Origin of the sequence: Pseudomonas sp. P7779 (genome assembly GCF_013386315.1) — a bacterium.
Lineage (GTDB): Bacteria > Pseudomonadota > Gammaproteobacteria > Pseudomonadales > Pseudomonadaceae > Aquipseudomonas.
The window spans coordinates 117945-136794 of the sequence record NZ_JACARZ010000019.1 but is presented as its reverse complement, the minus strand read 5'-3'; the positions used below and the strand labels follow the sequence as shown (position 1 = coordinate 136794).

Here is an 18850-nt window from a genome sequence, read left to right as displayed (position 1 = left end):
CGAATGCGGTGTGTCAGGTGGCGCATGTGTGACTGACGTACCGCATTCGCGAGCAAGCCCGCTCCCACATTGGATGTTTAGTGGGCCAGGGAGGCCTTGGGGGCTACGACGTCGCCGGCGATGACTACGGCCTCATCATCGAGGTAGACGTCGCAATTGCGCAGCGGGATGTCCATGTGGCACGGCGTCTTGCGGGTGCCGCCGACTTCGGTGTTCGGGCCGGTGGAGAACAGGAAGTTGCCGTAGAACGCGCGGGCGTCCATGCACATGCCGTCGTTCTTGTCGTGCAGGCCCATGGCCGTCCATTGCGCCCGTGGCTGCAGGCCCCAGCCGATGTGGGAGATGCCATATACCTCGGGGTCGTTGAAGTATTTCATGTAGTCGCGCAGGTATTCGGCCTCGAAACCACCGTGGATTCTGGTGATGAAGCCCTTCTCGATCTCCAGGGTGATTTTCTCCCGGGTGTAGGTCTTGAACGGCAGCAGGATGTCGCCGATATCCAGCACCAGCACGCCCTCTGCAGTTTCCTCATTGGGCCAGGAGAACAGGAAGCCGCTCGGCCAGTGGTCCCAGCGTCCCGGTTCGTCGGCAAAGCCGTATTCGGTGACGGACGGGTATTGCCCCAGCGCCGCCCGGAAATCACTGCCGGCGCGGGATTTGACGTGGATCGAGCGGGCTTTTTTCAGCAGTTCTTCAGCGGCCAGCACGCGCACTTTGTCCTCTTCGGTCGGCAGCATGCGCGCCAGCACTTCCGGGGGTTCAACCGCCAGCAGGATGCGCGTGCCGGTCTTGAGGATCTGTTCCTGCTCCGGCGAGTGCAACAGCATCATGGTGTCGACGATCAGGTCGGCCGCTTCCAGCGCCCGCTGCGCCGCGATATTGCCGGTCAGGGCAGTGTCGCCACAGTAGGCGGTCATGTCATTGCCCATCGCCCGGGGATGGTTGAACGACGGCAACTCCACCGCATACACCTTGGCCCCCAGGCGCTGCGCCGCGTCCATCGCGGCGCGCACGGTGCGCGGGTCGGAGTAATGGCTCTTGAGCACGGCGACGCTCTGGGTCGGGTCGACCTTCGAGAGCTTCAACACATGCTCAAACATCTGGGTCAGTTCGCAATCACTTACCGGCATTTCCTGTCTCCTCAGCTGCTGCACCAAGATCTTGCAGGGCGCTTCACTCTAGTGCGTTTTTATAGCGTATACGCCAATTAATCACGATAAGAACTGATTTCAGCATGGACTGCAAGCTCCACGCCAAAACGTTACGAATCCACACAAACCCAGTGTTATATGGAGATAACCGGTTACAGGGGATCGATATGGCCAAAAAACAATTTTTCAGGCGTGGGCTTTTCATTTGAAAAAATGAGCGTATACACTTTAAAAACCTTGCGGACAGACGCCGCCGGCCATTATTCGAAAAAGAGGACCACGCCCCATGGGAAGCACACAAAAAATCGCAATCGTCGGCGCCGGCCTTGGCGGTGCCGCCGCTGCCACCCTGCTGCAACAGGCAGGGTTCGACGTGGACATCTACGAGCAGGCGCCGGAGTTTTCCCGCCTGGGTGCCGGGATCCACATGGGCCCCAACATCATGAAAATCTTCCGCCGCATGGGCATCGAAAAACAGCTGGACCTGATGGGGTCGCACCCCGAGCACTGGTTCAGCCGCGATGGTGAAACCGGCGACTACCTGTCACGCATTCCCCTGACTGGCTACGGCGCGTCCTACATCACCGTGCATCGCGGCGATCTGCACGCGCTGCAGATGTCCACTCTCAAGCCCGGCACCCTGCACTTCAACAAGCGCCTGGAAACCCTTGAAGAAACCGATACCCAGGTGCGCCTGACTTTCGCCGACGGCGAGGTAACCTACGCCGACATCGTGATCGGTGCCGACGGCATCAACTCGCGCATTCGTGAAGAGCTGCTGGGTGCCGAAAAACCGCTGTACAGCGGCTGGGTCGCGCACCGTGCGCTGATCCGTGGCGACCAGTTGGCCAAGTACGACCTGAAGTTCGAAGACTGCATCAAGTGGTGGACCGAGGACCGGCACATGATGGTCTACTACACCACCGGCAAGCGCGACGAGTACTACTACGTCACCGGCGTGCCGCACCCGGAATGGGACTTCCAGGGCGCCTTCGTCGACAGCAGCCGGGAGGAGATGTTCGACGCCTTCAAGGGCTACCACCCGACCGTCCAGGCCCTGATCGAATCCACCGAAAGCGTGACCAAATGGCCGTTGCGCAACCGCAACCCGCTGCCGTTGTGGAGCCGTGGTCGCCTGGTATTGCTGGGCGATGCCTGCCACCCGATGAAACCCCATATGGCCCAGGGCGCCGGCATGGCCATCGAAGACGCCGCGATGCTGACGCGCTGCCTGCAGGAAACAGGGATCGGCGACTACCGCACCGCGTTCGAGCTGTATGAAGCCAACCGCAAGGAACGCGCGTCCCGGGTGCAGGCCGTGTCCAACGCCAACACCTGGCTGCGCACCCAGGAAGATCCGGACTGGGTCTACGGCTATGACCTCTACGCCCAGCAACTGAAATCGGGGGTGGCGGCGTGAGCAGCTTTCTCTATGGCGGCAACGTCCAGGCCAATGGTATCCGCCAGCATTACCTGCGTTACGGCGGCAAGGGCCCGGCACTGATCCTGATTCCCGGCATCACCAGCCCGGCGATTACCTGGGGTTTTGTCGCCGAACGCCTGGGTTTGCACTTCGACACCTACGTGCTGGACGTGCGCGGTCGCGGCCTGTCGTCCACCGGCCCGGAGCTGGACTACAGCGCCGACACCTGCGCCGATGACATTGGCGCGTTTGCCGACGCCCTGAAGCTCGACAGCTATCACCTGGTCGGCCATTCCATGGGCGCGCGGTTTGCCGTACGCAGTGCGGTGCGCCATCCACAAGGTGTCAACCGCGTGGTGTTGATCGACCCGCCGATGTCCGGCCCGGGTCGCCGCGAATACCCAAGCAAACTGCCGTGGTACGTCGATTCGATTCGTCAATCCCAGGTCGGCATGGATGCGGAGGCGATGCGCGCCTTCTGCGCCACCTGGACCGACGAACAACTGCAACTGCGCGCCGAATGGCTGCACACCTGCTACGAGCCGGCGATCGTGCGTGCGTTCAATGACTTCCATACCGTCGATTTCCATCAGGACCTGCCCCACCTGGAGGCTCCTGCCCTGCTGATTGTTGCCGGACGCGGCGGTGTAATTCAGGCCGAAGATGTCGCGGAAGTCCGACAGTTACAGCCGACCCTGCAGGTCGCCCATGTGCCAAATGCAGGACACATGATCCCCTGGGACGACCTTGAAGGCTTTTTCGCTGCCTTCGGCGACTTCCTCGGCCAGCCCCTGACTGCATAACGGAGACCACCATGCTCAAGCCTTACCGCATCGGCCAGATCGTGCCGAGCTCCAACACCACCATGGAAACCGAGATCCCGGCGATGCTTAACGCGCGCCAGGCGATCCGCCCGGAACGTTTCACCTTTCACTCCAGCCGCATGCGCATGAAGCAAGTGCGCAAGGAAGAACTGGCGGCCATGGACGGTGAGTCCGACCGTTGCGCCATCGAACTGTCCGACGCCAAGGTCGACGTGCTGGGCTACGCCTGCCTGGTAGCGATCATGGCCATGGGGCTGGGTTACCACCGCAAGTCCGAGCAACGCCTGCGCAAGGCCACCGCCGACAACGACGCCAACGCCCCGGTGATCACCAGCGCCGGCGCCCTGATCGAAGGCTTGAAAGTCATGGGCGCCAAACGCATCGCGATTGTTGCGCCGTACATGAAACCGCTGACCGAACTGGTGGTGAACTACATCCGCGAAGAAGGCTTTGAAGTGGTGGACTGGCGCGCCCTGGAAATCCCCGACAACCTTGCAGTGGCCCGCCACGACCCGGCCAACCTGCCGGCGATTGTTGCCGGGATGAACCTGGAAGGTGTCGACGTAATCGTGCTGTCGGCCTGCGTACAAATGCAGTCCCTGCCCGTGGTCGCGAAGGTCGAAGCCCAGACCGGCCTGCCGGTACTCACCGCCGCCATCGCCACCACCTACGCCATGCTCAAGGCCCTGGACCTGGAACCCATCGTCCCCGGCGCCGGCGCCCTGCTCTCCGGCGCCTACTAAAAACGCTTTTGTGGCGAGGGAGCTTGCTCCCGCTGGGGTGCGAAGCGCCCCCAAAAAAACAGGCCTGCTACGCAGCCCAACGGGAGCAAGCTCCCTCGCCACAAGGTTATGTGCACTGTCCATTACCGAGGACTGAAAGATGAGCGAACAATCCGCCGACGCCAACTACCAGGGCGTCTGGGGTAACCGAATCGGCTTCGGCAAAAAATCCGCCCTGCTGATGATCGACTTCATGCAAGGCTATACCACCGAAGGCGCGCCACTGTTTGCCCCCGAAGTGCGCATCGCCGTGGCCGAAAGCGTCGAGCTGCTGGCCTGCGCCAGGCGTCACGGGATCAGCGTGGTGCACACCAATATCCGTTACCATCCGGGCCATTTCGCCGACGGCGGTATCTGGGTAAAAAAGGCCCCGGTGATGAAAGACATGGTCGAGGGTAACCCCCTCGCCGCCTTCTGCACCGAAGTGCTGCCCCTGGCCAATGAAGTGGTCATCACCAAACAATACGCCAGCGCGTTTTTCGGCAGCAGCCTGGCCCCGATGCTGCACGCCCAGGGCATCGACACCGTGGTGCTCGCCGGCTGTTCCACCAGCGGCTGCATCCGGGCCACCGCAGTGGATGCGGTGCAACACGGGTTTCGTACCATCGTCGTGCGCGAATGCGTCGGCGACCGCCACCCGGCGCCCCATGAAGCCAACTTGTTTGATATCGACAGCAAGTACGGCGACGTGGTGAGCAAACAGGAGGCGATGAGCAAGTTCAAGGAGCAATAACGCGTCAACAGGAACCACGACAAAGAGCGTGGTCCGGAAAAAACTGAGCGCCCATGCTGGAATGCAGTCGAATGAGGGAGCAAGCCCGCTCCCACACTTGATCACCTCCAACAGGGCCACCTCAGTCTTCTGTCACTGCCTTTGGAAGTCGCTTTCACAGCACTCCGAAGTGCTGAAAAAGCGGCCGTATAAAAACCATAAGTCACCGCCAGGAGACACCCCAATGCCCATTGCGAATGCAGCGCCCGCGACTACGGTCGCCGATCCGGTCCACACGCTCTACCACAAGATCACCTGGAAGCTGATTCCGTTCCTGTGTTTCTGCTACCTCGCGGCCTACCTGGACCGCATCAATATCGGCTTCGCCAAACTGCAGATGCTCGACCAACTGCACTTCAGCGAAACCGCGTTCGGCCTCGGTGCCGGGCTGTTCTTTGTCGGCTATATCATCTTCGAAGTCCCCAGTAACCTGATCCTGGAAAAGGTCGGGGCGAAGATCTGGATCGCCCGCATCATGATCACCTGGGGCCTGCTGTCGGCCTGCACCATGCTGGTCACCTCCACCACCCAGTTCTACATCCTGCGGTTCCTGCTGGGTGCGGCCGAAGCCGGGTTTCTGCCGGGCGTGCTGTATTACCTGACCACCTGGTTTCCCACCCATCGCCGGGGGCGGATCATCGCCCTGTTCATGATCGGCCTGCCGCTGTCCAGCGTGATCGGCGGCCCGTTGTCGGGCTGGATCATGGGCCACTTCGACAACATGGCCGGCCTGCGCGGCTGGCAGTGGCTGTTCCTGATCGAAGCGGTGCCCAGCGTGCTGCTCGGTGTGTGGACCTTCTGGGCGCTGCCCAATACCTATCAGCAAGCCAAGTGGCTGTCGCCGGAAGAAAAAAACCTGCTGGAAAGCGAACTGCGCAAGGACGACGCCGACGGTGCCGGCAGCAAACACAGCTTCCGCGACGGCTTCTTCAACCTCAAGGTGTGGATGCTCGGCGGTATCGACTTCTCGATCCTGCTCAGTGCCTATGCCATGGGGTTCTGGATGCCCACATTCATCCGCAACGCCGGGATTACCGACACTTTCCACATCGGCATCCTCACGGCCCTGCCCAGCGTGGCGGCCCTCTTGGGCATGCTGCTGATCGGCGCCAGCTCCGACAAACACCGCGAACGCCGCTGGCACATCATCGTGCCGTTCTTCATCGGCGCGGCGGCGATGGCTACCAGTACGTTCTTCACCCATAACGTGGTCGCCACCGTGGCGCTGTTTGCGATTGCCTCGGCGGCGATCATCGGTGCGGTGCCGGTGTTTTTCAGCCTGCCGGCGACCTTCCTGAAAGGCACCGCAGCGGCCACCGGCTTTGCCCTGGCCTGCTCGCTGGCGAACATCGCGGGCCTGGTGAGCAACTCGTTGATGGGCGTGGCGATTGACGTCACCGGCAGCAGCGCAGGGGCCTTGTGGTTTTTTGCCGGCTGCCTGATTCTCAGCAGCTTCCTGGTGATCGCCTTGCCGGCGAAGCTGGTAAACCGCTAACAACAACAATTTTTCGGGTGAGTCTCCATGCAAGGTTTCATCAAGCGCTGTGCCCTGCTTGTCGCTGTGGGCCTGTGTGCCGGTACGGCGCAGGCCGCAGAAAAGGTCATCTTCGACACCGACTTCAACGTGCTCAACGATGACGGCCAGGCCTTTATCATGCTCGCCCAGCTGCACGGGCAAAAACGCATCGACCTGCTGGGCATGACCCTGGTCAGCGGCAACGCCTGGGTCGACCAGGAACAGGTCGACGCCCTCAAGGCGGTGGAACGCATGGGTGTGGAAAAGGAAGTCGGCGTGTATTCCGGCGCCGCCTACCCGCTGCTGCATGACTACGCCACCTATGAGGCGGAAAAAGCCCTGTTCGGTTCCGGCTGGCCGGGTGCGTTCAAGAACCCGCGGCCAACCAGTGCCTCACAACTGGTCGCGCCGCCGGACGGCCTGGCGACCCACACCAGGCTGCGCAAGGAAACCGCCGCCCAGTTCATCGTCGACAGCGTACGGGCCAACCCCCACGAGGTAACGATCCTGGCGGTCGGCCCACTGACCAACATTGCCCTGGCGATTCGCTCGGCCCCGGACATCGTGCCGCTGATCAAGCGCATCGTGTACATGGGCGGCGCGCTGGAGATTCCGGGCAACACCACGCCGGCGGCGGAGTTCAACTGGTGGTTCGACCCGGAGGCGGCGAAGATCGTGTTGCGCTCGCCCATCGAACACGTGATTTTTCCCAACGATGTCTGTGAGAAAGTCACCTTCGACAAGTCGGTGTATGAGCGGGTGATCGCACACAAAGGCCCGATTGCCGACCTGTACAAGCACGAGTTCGGGCCACTGTTCGCCAAGGACCCGGCTTACCACAGCTTCACCTGGGACAGCCTGCCGGCACTGTTTCTCGTGAACCCCGGGATCGTCACCGAATCCCGCGAGCTGTGGGTGGACGTGGATGCCACCTTCGGCGCCGACTACGGCCGGGCACTGGGCTACAAGAAAGGCGCGCCGGTCGGCACGCAAAAGGCCAAGGTGGTCTTCGCGGTGGACCAGAAGCAGTTCTGGGACGGTTATGTAGGGTTGGTGACGCTGCCGACGCCGGTCAACATCTTCCGCTGAGTGCGCCGGAACTTGAGGGGCTGTGGTTTAATTGCGCGCCGTTGCCCAGCCCTTCAAGGAATCCGTTGTCGATGAATCAGCCCGCCACCAAAGTCCTGGTCATTGGCTACGTCTGGCCAGAGCCTCGCTCCTCGGCGGCCAGCGGGCACATGATGCAGATTCTGGAGAGTTTCCTGGCCCAAGGCTGGGACATCACCTTCAGCAGCCCGGCGGTCACCGGCGAACACAAGGCCGACCTGCCCGCCCTGGGCATTCGCGAATGCGCGATCGAGTTGAATAACAGCAGTTTCGACGCGTTTATCCAGCAATTGGCTCCGGATATCGTGCTGTTCGACCGTTTCATGATGGAAGAACAGTTCGGCTGGCGCGTGGAAAAATCCTGCCCGAATGCTCTTCGGGTGCTGGAAGCATCCGACCTGCAAAGCCTGCGGGACGCCCGCCACCAGCGCCTCAAGGATTTCCTGAAGGCGCACCCCGAAGCTGATGACTTCGACGCGCTGTTCAGCCGGGACCTGGCCGCCGAATTCGATGACATGGCCGATACCGACCTGGCCAAGCGCGAGATCGCCGCGATCTACCGCTGCGACATCAGCCTGATGATCTCCGATGTGGAAATCCAGTTGCTGACCGAACACTTCAAGGTGCCCGCTGCCCTGCTCCACTGGTGCCCGCTGATGCTGGCGCCGCCCACCGAAGCCTTTGCCCCCTTTGAGGACCGTGCCCACTTCCTGAGCATCGGCAATTTCCGCCATGCGCCGAACTGGGATGCGGTGTTGTGGATGAAGAACAGTGTGTGGCCGCTGATCCGCCAGCAACTGCCCGGCGCTCAACTCCACGTGTACGGCGCCTATACGCCACCCAAGGCCACCGCGCTGCACAACCCGGCCCAGGGCTTCCACGTGATGAATTGGGCCGAGGATGCATTGCAGGTCATGAGCGCTGCGCGTATCTGCCTGGCGCCACTGCGCTTTGGTGCCGGGATCAAGGGCAAGCTGGCCGACGCGATGCTCTGCGGCACACCCAGCGTTACCACACCGATTGGCGCCGAAGCCATGGGCGAACCGTGGCCCGGCGTGGTCGAACACAGCGCCATTGCACTGGCGGCTGCGGCGGTTGCGTTGTATCAAGACCAGCCACGCTGGACCCAGGCCCAGGAAGATGGCCGGCAGTTACTGGCCCGCCGTTACGCCCATGACCTCCACGGCCCGGCCCTGGTGGAGCGCCTGGAGCGGTGCCGCCGCCAGTTGGCCGAGCACCGTCGGAACAATTTCACCGGCAGCATGCTGCGCCACCACCTGCACAAAAGTACCCAGTACATGGCGCAGTGGATCGAGGCGAAAAACCGTACGCTGTAGACACAGACGCTGGCGAGGTGGCGCGCAAGGGGGCATTATCCTTATCGCAACCACAATAAAGCGACTGCAGCATGACCCGAGCAGCGAGAATCACCGATCCTTCCTACGAGCTGATGGACGATCACAACGGTCTGTCCATCATCTATCGCCAACACGGCTTCCCGTGCCCGTTGGTGCGCTGGCATTTCCACAAGGAATACGAGCTGCACCTGATCGTTGCCAGCTCCGGCAAGGTGTTTATCGGCGACTACATCGGCAACTTCTACCCGGAAAGCCTGTTCCTCACCGGCCCCAACCTGCCCCACAACTGGATCAGCCAGGTGGCCGAGGACGAAGTGGTGCCCAAGCGCGACATGCTGGTGAACTTCACCGACGAGCTGTTCGACGGCGGCAGCCATGTCTTTGCCGAGCTCAAGACCCTGGCGCCACTACTGGAACGGGCGCAATACGGCATCGAATTTCGCTGCAAGAAGACCATCGCCCAGGCCATGACCCTGATGCAGCGCATCGAGGACGCCCAGGGCATGGCGCGCCTGGGGCACTTCTTTATCCTGATGGAAGTGCTGAGTGCCTGCGAGGACTACCAGCTGCTCTCCGGCGTGACCACGCCGCAATTGGCGGACGAACACAGCATCGACCGCACCAACCGCGCGGTGGACTACATTTTTGCCCACTACGCGCGGGAGTTGTCCCTCGAAGAAGTCGCCGAATACCTCGGCATGAAACCCACCTACTTCTCCCGCGTGTTCAAACAAGCCACCGGCCGCACCTTCATCGAATTCGTCAACCGCCTGCGCATCAGCAAGTCCTGCGAGCTGCTGGCCGATGGTGACAAAGCCGTGACCGATGTGTGCTTCGAGTCAGGCTTCAACAACATCTCCAATTTCAACCGCCGCTTCCAGCAGCTCAAGGGCATGACCCCCTCGCACTACCGGCGCCTGGCGGTGCAGCGGTTAACCGAGCAGAACCTCGCCTGAAAACGCGCGTTCCTGTGGGAACCCGCTTGTGTGGGAGCGGGCTTGCTCGCGAATGCAGTGTGTCAGGCAGCGCAAATGTCGGCTGATTCACCGCCTTCGCGAGCAAGCCCGCTCTCTCATTTGCATCGCGCTCACGCAGGAAGCCGATCGCTCCCAGCGAATCGTTTCAGCAATTTTCCGCTTCAGTGCAAAAAAGTATCAGTAAAAGTGCTCCCAAGGATTTGTCAGCACGTCAATTGAAGGCTGTAATCAACGCACACTCTTCCAGCTGTCGTGGAAGACACAACAACAATAACTGTCCTTCTGCAGCCCCTGGGCGCAGAAATGGAGTGCGCGATGAAGTTCACAGCCAAAGCTCTGCTTGCCTGCACCTGCATGACCCTCAGCGCCGTCAGTCTTGGCGCGCAAACCCTGACCATTGCCACCGTCAACAACAGCGACATGATCCGCATGCAAAAGCTCTCGAAAACCTTCGAGACCGAGCATCCGGAGATCAAGCTGAACTGGGTGGTACTCGAAGAAAACGTCCTGCGCCAACGCCTCACCACCGACATCGCCACCCAGGGCGGACAGTTCGACGTGTTGACCATCGGCATGTACGAAGCTGCACTCTGGGGCGCCAAAGGCTGGCTGGAACCGATGAAGGACCTGCCTGCTTCCTACGACCTGGACGACGTTTTCCCTTCCGTGCGTGACGGCCTTTCCGTCAAGGGCTCGCTGTACGCCCTGCCGTTCTACGCCGAAAGCTCCATCACCTACTATCGCACCGACCTGTTCAAGGACGCCGGGCTGACCATGCCCGAGCACCCGACCTGGACCCAGATCGGCGAATTCGCCGCCAAACTCACCAACAAGGACAAGGAACAGTACGGCCTGTGCCTGCGGGGCAAAGCCGGTTGGGGCGAGAACATGGCGCTGATCACCACCCTGGCCAACGGCTACGGTGCACGCTGGTTCGATGAGAAGTGGCAACCGGAATTCAACGGGCCAGAGTGGAAAGACGCACTGAACTTCTACGTCGACAACATGAAGAAATCCGGCCCGCCGGGCGCTTCCAGCAACGGTTTCAACGAAAACCTGGCGCTGTTCAACAGCGGCAAGTGCGCGATCTGGGTCGACGCCAGCGTCGCCGGCTCGTTCGTCACCGACAAGACCCAAAGCAAGGTGGCTGACCACGTCGGCTTTACCTTTGCCCCGCACGAGAAGACCGACAAAGGTACTTCGTGGCTGTACTCCTGGTCCCTGGGGATTCCAACCAGTTCCAAAGCCAAGGACGCTGCCAAGGTGTTCACCACCTGGGCCACTTCCAAGGAATACAGCCAGTTGGTCGCCAAGACCGACGGGATTGCCAACGTACCGCCAGGTACCCGCAAATCGACCTATAGCGACGAATACATGAAAGCCGCGCCGTTTGCCAAGGTGACGCTGGAATCGCTGAAAGTCGCCGACCCGAAAGACCCGTCGGCCAAGCCGGTGCCGTATGTGGGCATCCAGCTGGTGACCATTCCTGAATTCCAGGCGATTGGTACCCAGGTCGGCAAGTTCTTCTCCAGCGCACTGACCGGTGGCTCCACCGCCGAAAAAGCCCTGGCGGATGCACAGACCTTCACCGAACGCGAAATGAAGCGGGCCGGTTATCCCAAGTAAAGCGGTCTCACCACACTGAATGTGGGAACCCGCTTTATGTAGGAGCCGGGCTTGCCCGCGATGCAGACAACTCGGTCTGTCAGTTTCACCGAGGCGCTCTCATCGCAGGCAAGCCAGCTCCCACATTTGACCGCACTCCGACCCGCATTCCGCATGTACCTGACTGGTCCTGATCACCATGAATACCACCACTGCCCAAGTGCAAACCGCTACGCCGGACAAGCCGCGTAAAAGCCGCCTGATCAACCCCGGCTGGTTCCTCGTCAGCCCCTCGGTGGCCTTGTTGCTGCTGTGGATGATCGTGCCGCTGGGCATGACCCTGTACTTCTCGCTGATTCGCTACAACCTGCTCTACCCCGGCGAAAACCAATTCGTGGGGCTGGAGAACTTCACCTACTTCATCACCGACTCGGGCTTCCTGCCCGGCGCCACCAACACCCTGTTGCTGGTGGGCAGCGTGTTGCTGATCAGCGTGGTGTTTGGCGTATTGATCAGCGCCCTGCTGGAAGCCAGCGAGTTCTTTGGTCGCGGCCTGGTGCGGGTGTTGCTGATTTCACCGTTCTTCATCATGCCCACCGTCGGTGCGCTGATCTGGAAGAACCTGATTTTCCATCCGGTGTCGGGGATCCTCGCCTACGTGTGGAAGCTGTTCGGCGCCCAGCCGGTGGACTGGCTGGCCCATTACCCGTTGCTGTCGATCATTATCATCGTGTCCTGGCAGTGGCTGCCCTTCGCGATCCTGCTGCTGATGACCGCCATGCAGTCCCTCGACCAGGAACAGAAGGAAGCCGCCCGCCTCGACGGTGCCGGCGCCATCGCGATCTTCTGGCACCTGACCCTGCCGCACCTGGCACGTCCGATTGCCGTGGTGGTGATGATCGAAACGATCTTCCTGCTCTCGGTGTTCGCCGAAATCTTCACCACCACCAACGGTGGCCCCGGCTACGCCTCGACCAACCTCGCCTACCTGATCTACAACCAGGCGCTGGTGCAGTTCGACGTGGGCATGGCCTCGGCCGGCGGCTTGATTGCCGTGGTCATCGCCAATATCGCGGCGATCATCCTGGTGCGGATGATCGGCAAAAACCTGACTGACAAGCCTTGAGGGCCGCGCCATGACGCTTCAACAATCCCGCCGCCTGCAAAGCGTGCTGCTCGGCACCCTGGCCTGGGCCATCGCGATCCTGATTTTCTTCCCGATCTTCTGGATGGTGCTGACCAGCTTCAAGACCGAAATCGACGCGTTCGCCACGCCGCCGCAGTTCATCTTCACGCCGACGCTGGAGAACTACCTGCACATCAACGAGCGCAGCAACTACTTCAGCTACGCCTGGAACTCGGTACTGATTTCCTTCAGCGCCACCGCCCTGTGCCTGCTGATCTCGGTACCGGCCGCCTACTCCATGGCGTTCTACGAGACCAAGCGCACCAAGGGCACGCTGCTGTGGATGCTCTCCACCAAGATGCTGCCGCCGGTGGGCGTACTGATGCCGATCTACCTGCTGGCCAAGAGCTTCGGCCTGCTGGATACGCGCATTGCGCTGATCATCATCTACACCCTGATCAACCTGCCGATCGTGGTCTGGATGGTTTACACCTACTTCAAGGACATCCCCAAGGACATCCTCGAAGCCGCCCGCCTGGACGGCGCCACCCTGTGGCAGGAAATGGTCCGGGTGCTGCTGCCAATCGCCAAGGGCGGCCTGGCTTCCACGGTGCTGCTGTCGCTGATCCTGTGCTGGAACGAGGCGTTCTGGTCGCTAAACCTGACCTCGTCCAATGCCGCGCCGCTCACCGCGTTGATCGCCTCCTACTCCAGCCCCGAAGGCTTGTTCTGGGCCAAATTGTCTGCCGTGTCGACCCTGGCCTGTGCGCCGATCCTGATCTTTGGCTGGATCAGCCAGAAACAGCTGGTCCGCGGTCTGTCCTTCGGCGCCGTGAAGTAACGGCTCCTTCAAAAATATTTAGAAGCGGAGGCCCATCATGGCCAACCTGAAAATCAAGAATCTGCAAAAAGGCTTCGAAGGCTTCTCCATCATCAAGGGCATCGACCTTGAGGTGAACGACAAGGAATTCGTGGTGTTCGTCGGCCCGTCGGGCTGCGGCAAATCCACCCTGCTGCGCTTGATTGCCGGCCTGGAAGAAGTCACCGAAGGCACCATCGAGCTGGATGGCCGCGACATCACCGAGGTCACCCCGGCCAAGCGCGACCTGGCAATGGTGTTCCAGACCTACGCCCTGTACCCGCACATGAGCGTGCGCAAGAACATGTCGTTTGCCCTGGACCTGGCCGGCGTCGACAAGAAGATTGTCGAGAGCAAGGTCAACGAAGCAGCACGTATCCTGGAGCTGGGCCCTTTGCTTGAGCGCAAGCCAAAGCAGTTGTCCGGCGGCCAGCGCCAGCGTGTCGCCATTGGCCGTGCGATTGTGCGTAACCCGAAGATCTTCCTGTTCGACGAACCCCTGTCCAACCTCGATGCCGCCCTGCGGGTGCAGATGCGCTTGGAGCTGTCGCGCCTGCATAAAGAGCTGCAAGCCACGATGATCTACGTGACCCACGACCAGGTCGAAGCCATGACCCTGGCCGACAAGGTTGTCGTACTCAACAGCGGCCGCGTGGAACAGGTGGGCTCGCCGCTGGAGCTGTATCACCAGCCGGCCAACCTGTTTGTCGCAGGCTTTTTGGGCACGCCGAAAATGGGTTTCCTCAAGGGCAAGGTCACTCGCGTTGACCCACAGAGCTGCGAAGTCGAACTGGACGCCGGCGGCCGCATCAGCCTGCCCCTGAGCAGCGCGAGCTTGAGCGTCGGCAGCGCCGTGACCCTGGGCATTCGCCCGGAGCACCTGGAAATCGCCGCGCCGGGGCAAGCCACCCTGACCGTCACCGCCGACGTCGGCGAGCGCCTCGGCAGCGACACCTTCTGCCACGTGATTACCGCCAGCAAGGAGCCGTTGACCCTGCGGATCCGTGGCGACATGGCCAGCCAGTATGGCGAGACCCTGCAGCTGTACCTGGACCCGACCCAATGCCATCTGTTCGACGCTGAGGGTGTTGCCGTGGCCCGCCCACTGCGCGCCGCCGCCTGATTTCGCGAGAATTTCCCGATGAAACTGAACAAGCAAAACCTCACGCAACTGGCGCCCGAAGTGCAACTGCCGGCCTATGCGATTGCCAATACCAGCCAGGGCATCGCGCACATCGGCGTTGGCGGGTTTCACCGCGCCCACCAGGCGTATTACACCGATGCCTTGATGAATACCGGCGTGGGCCTGGACTGGAGCATTTGCGGCGTGGGCCTGCGGGCTGAAGACCGCAAGGCCCGGGACGACCTGGCCGGCCAGGACTACCTGTTCACCCTGTATGAACTGGGCGACACCGACGATACCGAAGTGCGCGTGATCGGCTCCATCAGCGACATGCTGCTGGCCGAAGACGGCGCCCAGGCGTTGATCGACAAACTGGCCAGCCCGCAGATTCGCATCGTCTCGCTGACCATCACCGAAGGCGGCTACTGCATCGACGACAGCAACGGCGAGTTCATGGCCCACCTGCCGCAGATCCAGCATGACCTGGCCAACCCAGGCTCGCCGAAAACCGTGTTCGGGTTTATCTGCGCGGCGTTGACCCAGCGCCGGGCCGCCGGGGTGCCGGCATTTACCGTGATGTCCTGCGATAACCTGCCCCACAACGGCGCCGTGACTCGCAAGGCGTTGCTGGCCTTCGCCGCGCTGCATGACGCCGACCTGCACGAGTGGATCAAGGCCAACGTGAGCTTCCCGAATGCGATGGTCGACCGCATCACGCCAATGACCAGTACCGCGCACCGCCTGCAATTGCATGACGATCACGGCATCGACGACGCCTGGCCGGTGGTCTGCGAGCCGTTTGTGCAATGGGTGCTGGAAGACAAGTTCGTCAACGGCCGCCCGGCGTGGGAGACGGTGGGCGTGCAGTTCACCGACGACGTGACACCGTATGAAGAGATGAAGATCGGCCTGCTCAACGGCAGCCACCTGGCATTGACGTACCTGGGCTTCCTGAAGGGCTATCGCTTCGTCCACGAGACCATGAACGACCCGTTGTTCGTGGCCTACATGCGCGCCTACATGGACCTGGACGTCACGCCCAACCTGGCGCCGGTACCGGGTATCGACCTGACCGAATACAAGCAGACCCTGGTGGACCGCTTTTCCAACCAGGCGATTGCCGACCAGCTGGAGCGCGTGTGTTCCGATGGTTCGTCGAAGTTTCCCAAGTTCACCGTACCGACCATCAACCGCCTGATTGCCGATGGTCGCGAGACCGAGCGTGCTGCGCTGGTGGTGGCGGCCTGGGCGCTGTACTTGAAAGGCGTGGATGAGAATGGGGTGATCTACCGCATTCCAGACCCTCGCGCCGAGTTTTGCCAGGGGCTGGTGACGGAAGATGCGTTGATCAGCAAGCGGCTGCTGGGGGTGGAAGAGATTTTTGGTACGGCTATTCCCAACTCGCCCGAGTTTGTGGCAGCGTTTGAGCGGTGTTTCGAGAGCCTGCAGGATGTGGGTGTGAGCAAAACGCTGGAGCGGCTGCTCGCCAATCTCAACTGACGGAACCGAATCAAAAATGTGGGAGCGGGCTTGCTCGCGAAAGCGGTGGATCAGTCAATATTTGCATAACTGACACACCCTATTCGCGAGCAAGCCCGCTCCCACATTGACCGAGTTCTCCATAACAATAGGCTGAGCGACCTACCATGACCCAGCAAAACCTCTACCTCGGCATCGACTGCGGCACCCAGGGCACCAAGGCCATCGTGCTGGACGCCAGCAGCGGCAAAGTCCTGGGCCTGGGCGCCGCCAGCCACACGCTGATCAGCGGTGCCAATGGCCGCCGCGAACAGCACACCCAGGAGTGGCTGGACGCGTTTACCGAAGCCACTCACCGCGCCTTGCAACAGGCCGGGGTGGACGGCCAGGACATCCTCGCCATCGGCGTTTCCGGCCAGCAACACGGCCTGGTGTTGCTGGATGACCAAGGCCAGGTGCTGCGCCCCGCCAAGCTGTGGTGCGACACCGAAACCGCGCCGGAAAATGATCGCCTGCTGCAACACCTGGGCGGTGAAAGCGGCTCCCTGGAACGCCTCGGCGTGGCCATCGCGCCGGGCTACACCGTGTCGAAGCTGCTGTGGACCCGCGAACAGCACCCGGAGGTGTTCGCACGCATCGCGCATATCCTGCTGCCCCACGACTACCTCAACTACTGGCTCACCGGCCGCGCCTGCGCCGAATACGGCGATGCCTCCGGCACCGGTTATTTCAACGTGCGCACCCGTGAATGGGACCTGGCACTGTTGCGCCACATCGATCCCGACGGGCGCCTGGAAGCGGCGCTGCCGGAGTTGATCGAGGCCAGCCAGCCAGTGGGCACCATCCTGCCCGCCATTGCCGAACGCCTGGGCATTAACCCGAATGCGCAAGTCTCCAGCGGCGGCGGCGACAACATGATGGGCGCCATCGGCACCGGCAATATCGCCCCCGGCGTGATCACCATGAGCCTGGGCTCATCCGGCACCGTGTATGCCTTTGCCGATCAGGCCAACGTCAGCCCGCAGGCGTCGGTGGCGACTTTCTGTTCATCCAGCGGCGGCTGGCTGCCGTTGATCTGCACCATGAACCTGACCAACGCCACCGGGGTCATCCGCGAGCTGTTCGACCTGGATCTGGCGGCGTTCAACGGGTTGGTGGCCCAGGCACCGATCGGCGCCGACGGCGTGAGCATGCTGCCGTTCCTCAATGGCGAGCGGGTGCCCGCCCTGCCCCACGCCACCGGCAGCCTGCACGGCCTGACCATGACCAATCTGACCCGCGCCAACCTGTGCCGCGCCGTGGTCGAAGGCACTACCTTCGGCTTGCGCTATGGCCTGGACCTGCTGCGCCAGACCGGCCTGCAGAGCCAGAGCATCCGCCTGATCGGCGGCGGCTCGAAAAGCCCGGTGTGGCGGCAGATGGTCGCGGATATCATGAACACCGAAGTGGTCTGCACCGAACAAAGCGAAGCCGCAGCCCTGGGCGCGGCAATCCAGGCCGCGTGGTGCCAGTCCGGTGAAAGCCTGGCGCAGTTGTGCCAGCGCTGCGTGAGCGTCGACGCAGCCAGCCGCACACTGCCGGATGCCGGCAGCGTCAGCGCCTACCAGCAAGCTTATGAGCGTTATCAACAGCACGTGGCATCCCTTTAAGAGCGAACGAATATGTATTTGGTATGTGGCGAAGCGCTGTTTGATTTTTTCAGCGAGGACGATGCCAGCGGCAAGGCATCCAGGGTCAATTACAAGGCGATTGCCGGCGGCTCGCCGTTCAACGTCGCGGTAGGCTTGCGTCGACTGGGAATCGACGCGGGCTTTTTCGCCGGGATCTCCGACGACTACCTGGGCCGACGCCTGTTGCAGGTGCTCAAGGACGAAGGCGTGGGCGAGGATTACCTCGTGGAATTCTCAGCGCCCACCACCCTGGCAATGGTCGCAGTGGGCGCCAATGGCTCACCGCAATACAGCTTTCGCGGTGAAGGTTGCGCCGACCGCCAGTTGCAACTTGAGCATCTACCGGCGTTGGGCGACGAAGTGCGTGGCGTACACATCGGCTCGTTCTCACTGGTGGTGCAGCCGATTGCCGACACCCTGCTGGCCCTGGTACGCCGGGAAAGCGGCAAGCGCCTGATCAGCCTCGACCCCAACGTACGCCTGAACCCGGAGCCGGATATCGAGCTGTGGCGCGCCCGCGTGGCCGAGCTGGTCAAGCATGCCGACCTGATCAAGGTCAGTGACGAAGACCTGCACCTGCTCTACCCCGGCCAAACCCCGGAAAGTGTCCTGCAAGGCTGGTTGCAGCACCGTTGCCAGCTGGTGTTCCTGACCCGCGGCGGCGACGGCGCCACGGTGTTCAGCCGCCAGCACGGCAGCTGGTCGGCGCCAGCGGTCAAGGTGGTCATGGCGGACACGGTTGGGGCTGGCGATACCTTCCAGGCCGCGTTGATTGCCTGGCTGACCGAGCAGCAACTGGACTCGGTGGAGGGCCTGCAACGGCTGACCCGGGAGCAGATCAGCAGCATGCTCACCTTCGCCATCCGCGCTGCCGCACTCACCTGCAGCAAGACCGGGCCGGACCTGCCCTACCGCCAGCAATTGAACTAGCCCCGCCTGCCCCCGCGCGCTGCGGGGGCAACTCATTTACTCCTTTCTCCTTTCCTCCACAACCTGTCAACTTTGACAGTTGTCAGTCGTGGTTTTCGGGTCAAGACTCCGGTTACGCCTCGTGCGCAAGGAAGTGGCGCTGACGTCA

General features: G+C 61.8%; 16 protein-coding genes. 15 read left to right on the top strand and 1 reads right to left on the bottom strand.

Going from position 1 to position 18850, the window contains the following annotated elements; all coding sequences use genetic code 11:
* Positions 1-77 precede the first annotated feature (77 nt).
* Positions 78-1130 carry a 2,5-dihydroxypyridine 5,6-dioxygenase gene (locus tag HX869_RS07340; protein ID WP_003215335.1) on the bottom strand — a complete coding sequence of 351 codons (1053 nt, stop codon included), beginning with the start codon at positions 1128-1130 and terminating at the stop codon, positions 78-80.
* 307 nt (positions 1131-1437) lie between these two features.
* Between HX869_RS07340 and HX869_RS07335 the strand changes: the two genes are divergently transcribed.
* The 15 genes from HX869_RS07335 (at position 1438) to HX869_RS07265 (ending at position 18702) form a co-directional block, all read left to right on the top strand.
* A complete protein-coding gene (locus tag HX869_RS07335; protein WP_003215332.1) occupies positions 1438-2571 on the top strand; it encodes an FAD-dependent monooxygenase in 1134 nt (377 codons plus the stop codon).
* A complete protein-coding gene (locus tag HX869_RS07330; RefSeq protein ID WP_178902932.1) occupies positions 2568-3377 on the top strand; it encodes an alpha/beta fold hydrolase in 810 nt (269 codons plus the stop codon). The genes HX869_RS07335 and HX869_RS07330 overlap by 4 nt, the downstream gene beginning before the upstream one ends.
* A gap of 11 nt (positions 3378-3388) precedes the next feature.
* Entirely contained in the window at positions 3389-4141 is a 753-nt protein-coding gene (locus HX869_RS07325; protein ID WP_102606103.1) for an Asp/Glu racemase, read from the top strand.
* 139 nt (positions 4142-4280) lie between these two features.
* Positions 4281-4913 (top strand): N-carbamoylsarcosine amidohydrolase, encoded by a 633-nt coding sequence (locus tag HX869_RS07320; protein WP_003215327.1) that lies wholly within the window; start codon positions 4281-4283, stop codon positions 4911-4913.
* 223 nt (positions 4914-5136) lie between these two features.
* Positions 5137-6447 carry an MFS transporter gene (locus HX869_RS07315; RefSeq protein ID WP_177022552.1) on the top strand — a complete coding sequence of 437 codons (1311 nt, stop codon included), beginning with the start codon at positions 5137-5139 and terminating at the stop codon, positions 6445-6447.
* A gap of 27 nt (positions 6448-6474) precedes the next feature.
* On the top strand, positions 6475-7557 hold the full coding sequence (locus HX869_RS07310) for a nucleoside hydrolase (protein ID WP_008436139.1): 1083 nt from the start codon (positions 6475-6477) through the stop codon (positions 7555-7557).
* Between the two features lie 71 nt (positions 7558-7628).
* Positions 7629-8912: a glycosyltransferase gene (locus tag HX869_RS07305; RefSeq protein ID WP_178902931.1), complete on the top strand. Its 1284-nt coding sequence runs from the start codon at positions 7629-7631 to the stop codon at positions 8910-8912.
* A gap of 71 nt (positions 8913-8983) precedes the next feature.
* Positions 8984-9889: an AraC family transcriptional regulator gene (locus HX869_RS07300; RefSeq protein ID WP_003215319.1), complete on the top strand. Its 906-nt coding sequence runs from the start codon at positions 8984-8986 to the stop codon at positions 9887-9889.
* A gap of 336 nt (positions 9890-10225) precedes the next feature.
* Entirely contained in the window at positions 10226-11536 is a 1311-nt protein-coding gene (locus HX869_RS07295) for a sugar ABC transporter substrate-binding protein (RefSeq protein WP_003215317.1), read from the top strand.
* 178 nt (positions 11537-11714) lie between these two features.
* A complete protein-coding gene (locus HX869_RS07290; RefSeq protein ID WP_003215314.1) occupies positions 11715-12641 on the top strand; it encodes a carbohydrate ABC transporter permease in 927 nt (308 codons plus the stop codon).
* Positions 12642-12651: 10 nt separating this feature from the next.
* Positions 12652-13482, top strand: coding sequence for a carbohydrate ABC transporter permease (locus tag HX869_RS07285; RefSeq protein WP_003215312.1), 831 nt, complete (start codon positions 12652-12654; stop codon positions 13480-13482).
* 37 nt (positions 13483-13519) lie between these two features.
* Positions 13520-14623, top strand: a complete 1104-nt coding sequence (locus tag HX869_RS07280; protein ID WP_102606106.1) for an ABC transporter ATP-binding protein — start codon at positions 13520-13522, stop codon at positions 14621-14623.
* 18 nt (positions 14624-14641) lie between these two features.
* Positions 14642-16123 carry a mannitol dehydrogenase family protein gene (locus HX869_RS07275; protein WP_008436132.1) on the top strand — a complete coding sequence of 494 codons (1482 nt, stop codon included), beginning with the start codon at positions 14642-14644 and terminating at the stop codon, positions 16121-16123.
* A 146-nt stretch (positions 16124-16269) separates the two neighbouring features.
* Entirely contained in the window at positions 16270-17751 is a 1482-nt protein-coding gene (gene xylB / locus HX869_RS07270) for a xylulokinase (RefSeq protein ID WP_178902930.1), read from the top strand.
* Positions 17752-17763: 12 nt separating this feature from the next.
* Complete coding sequence (locus HX869_RS07265; RefSeq protein ID WP_178902929.1) at positions 17764-18702, top strand: carbohydrate kinase; 939 nt, start codon at positions 17764-17766, stop codon at positions 18700-18702.
* Positions 18703-18850: the final 148 nt, after the last annotated feature.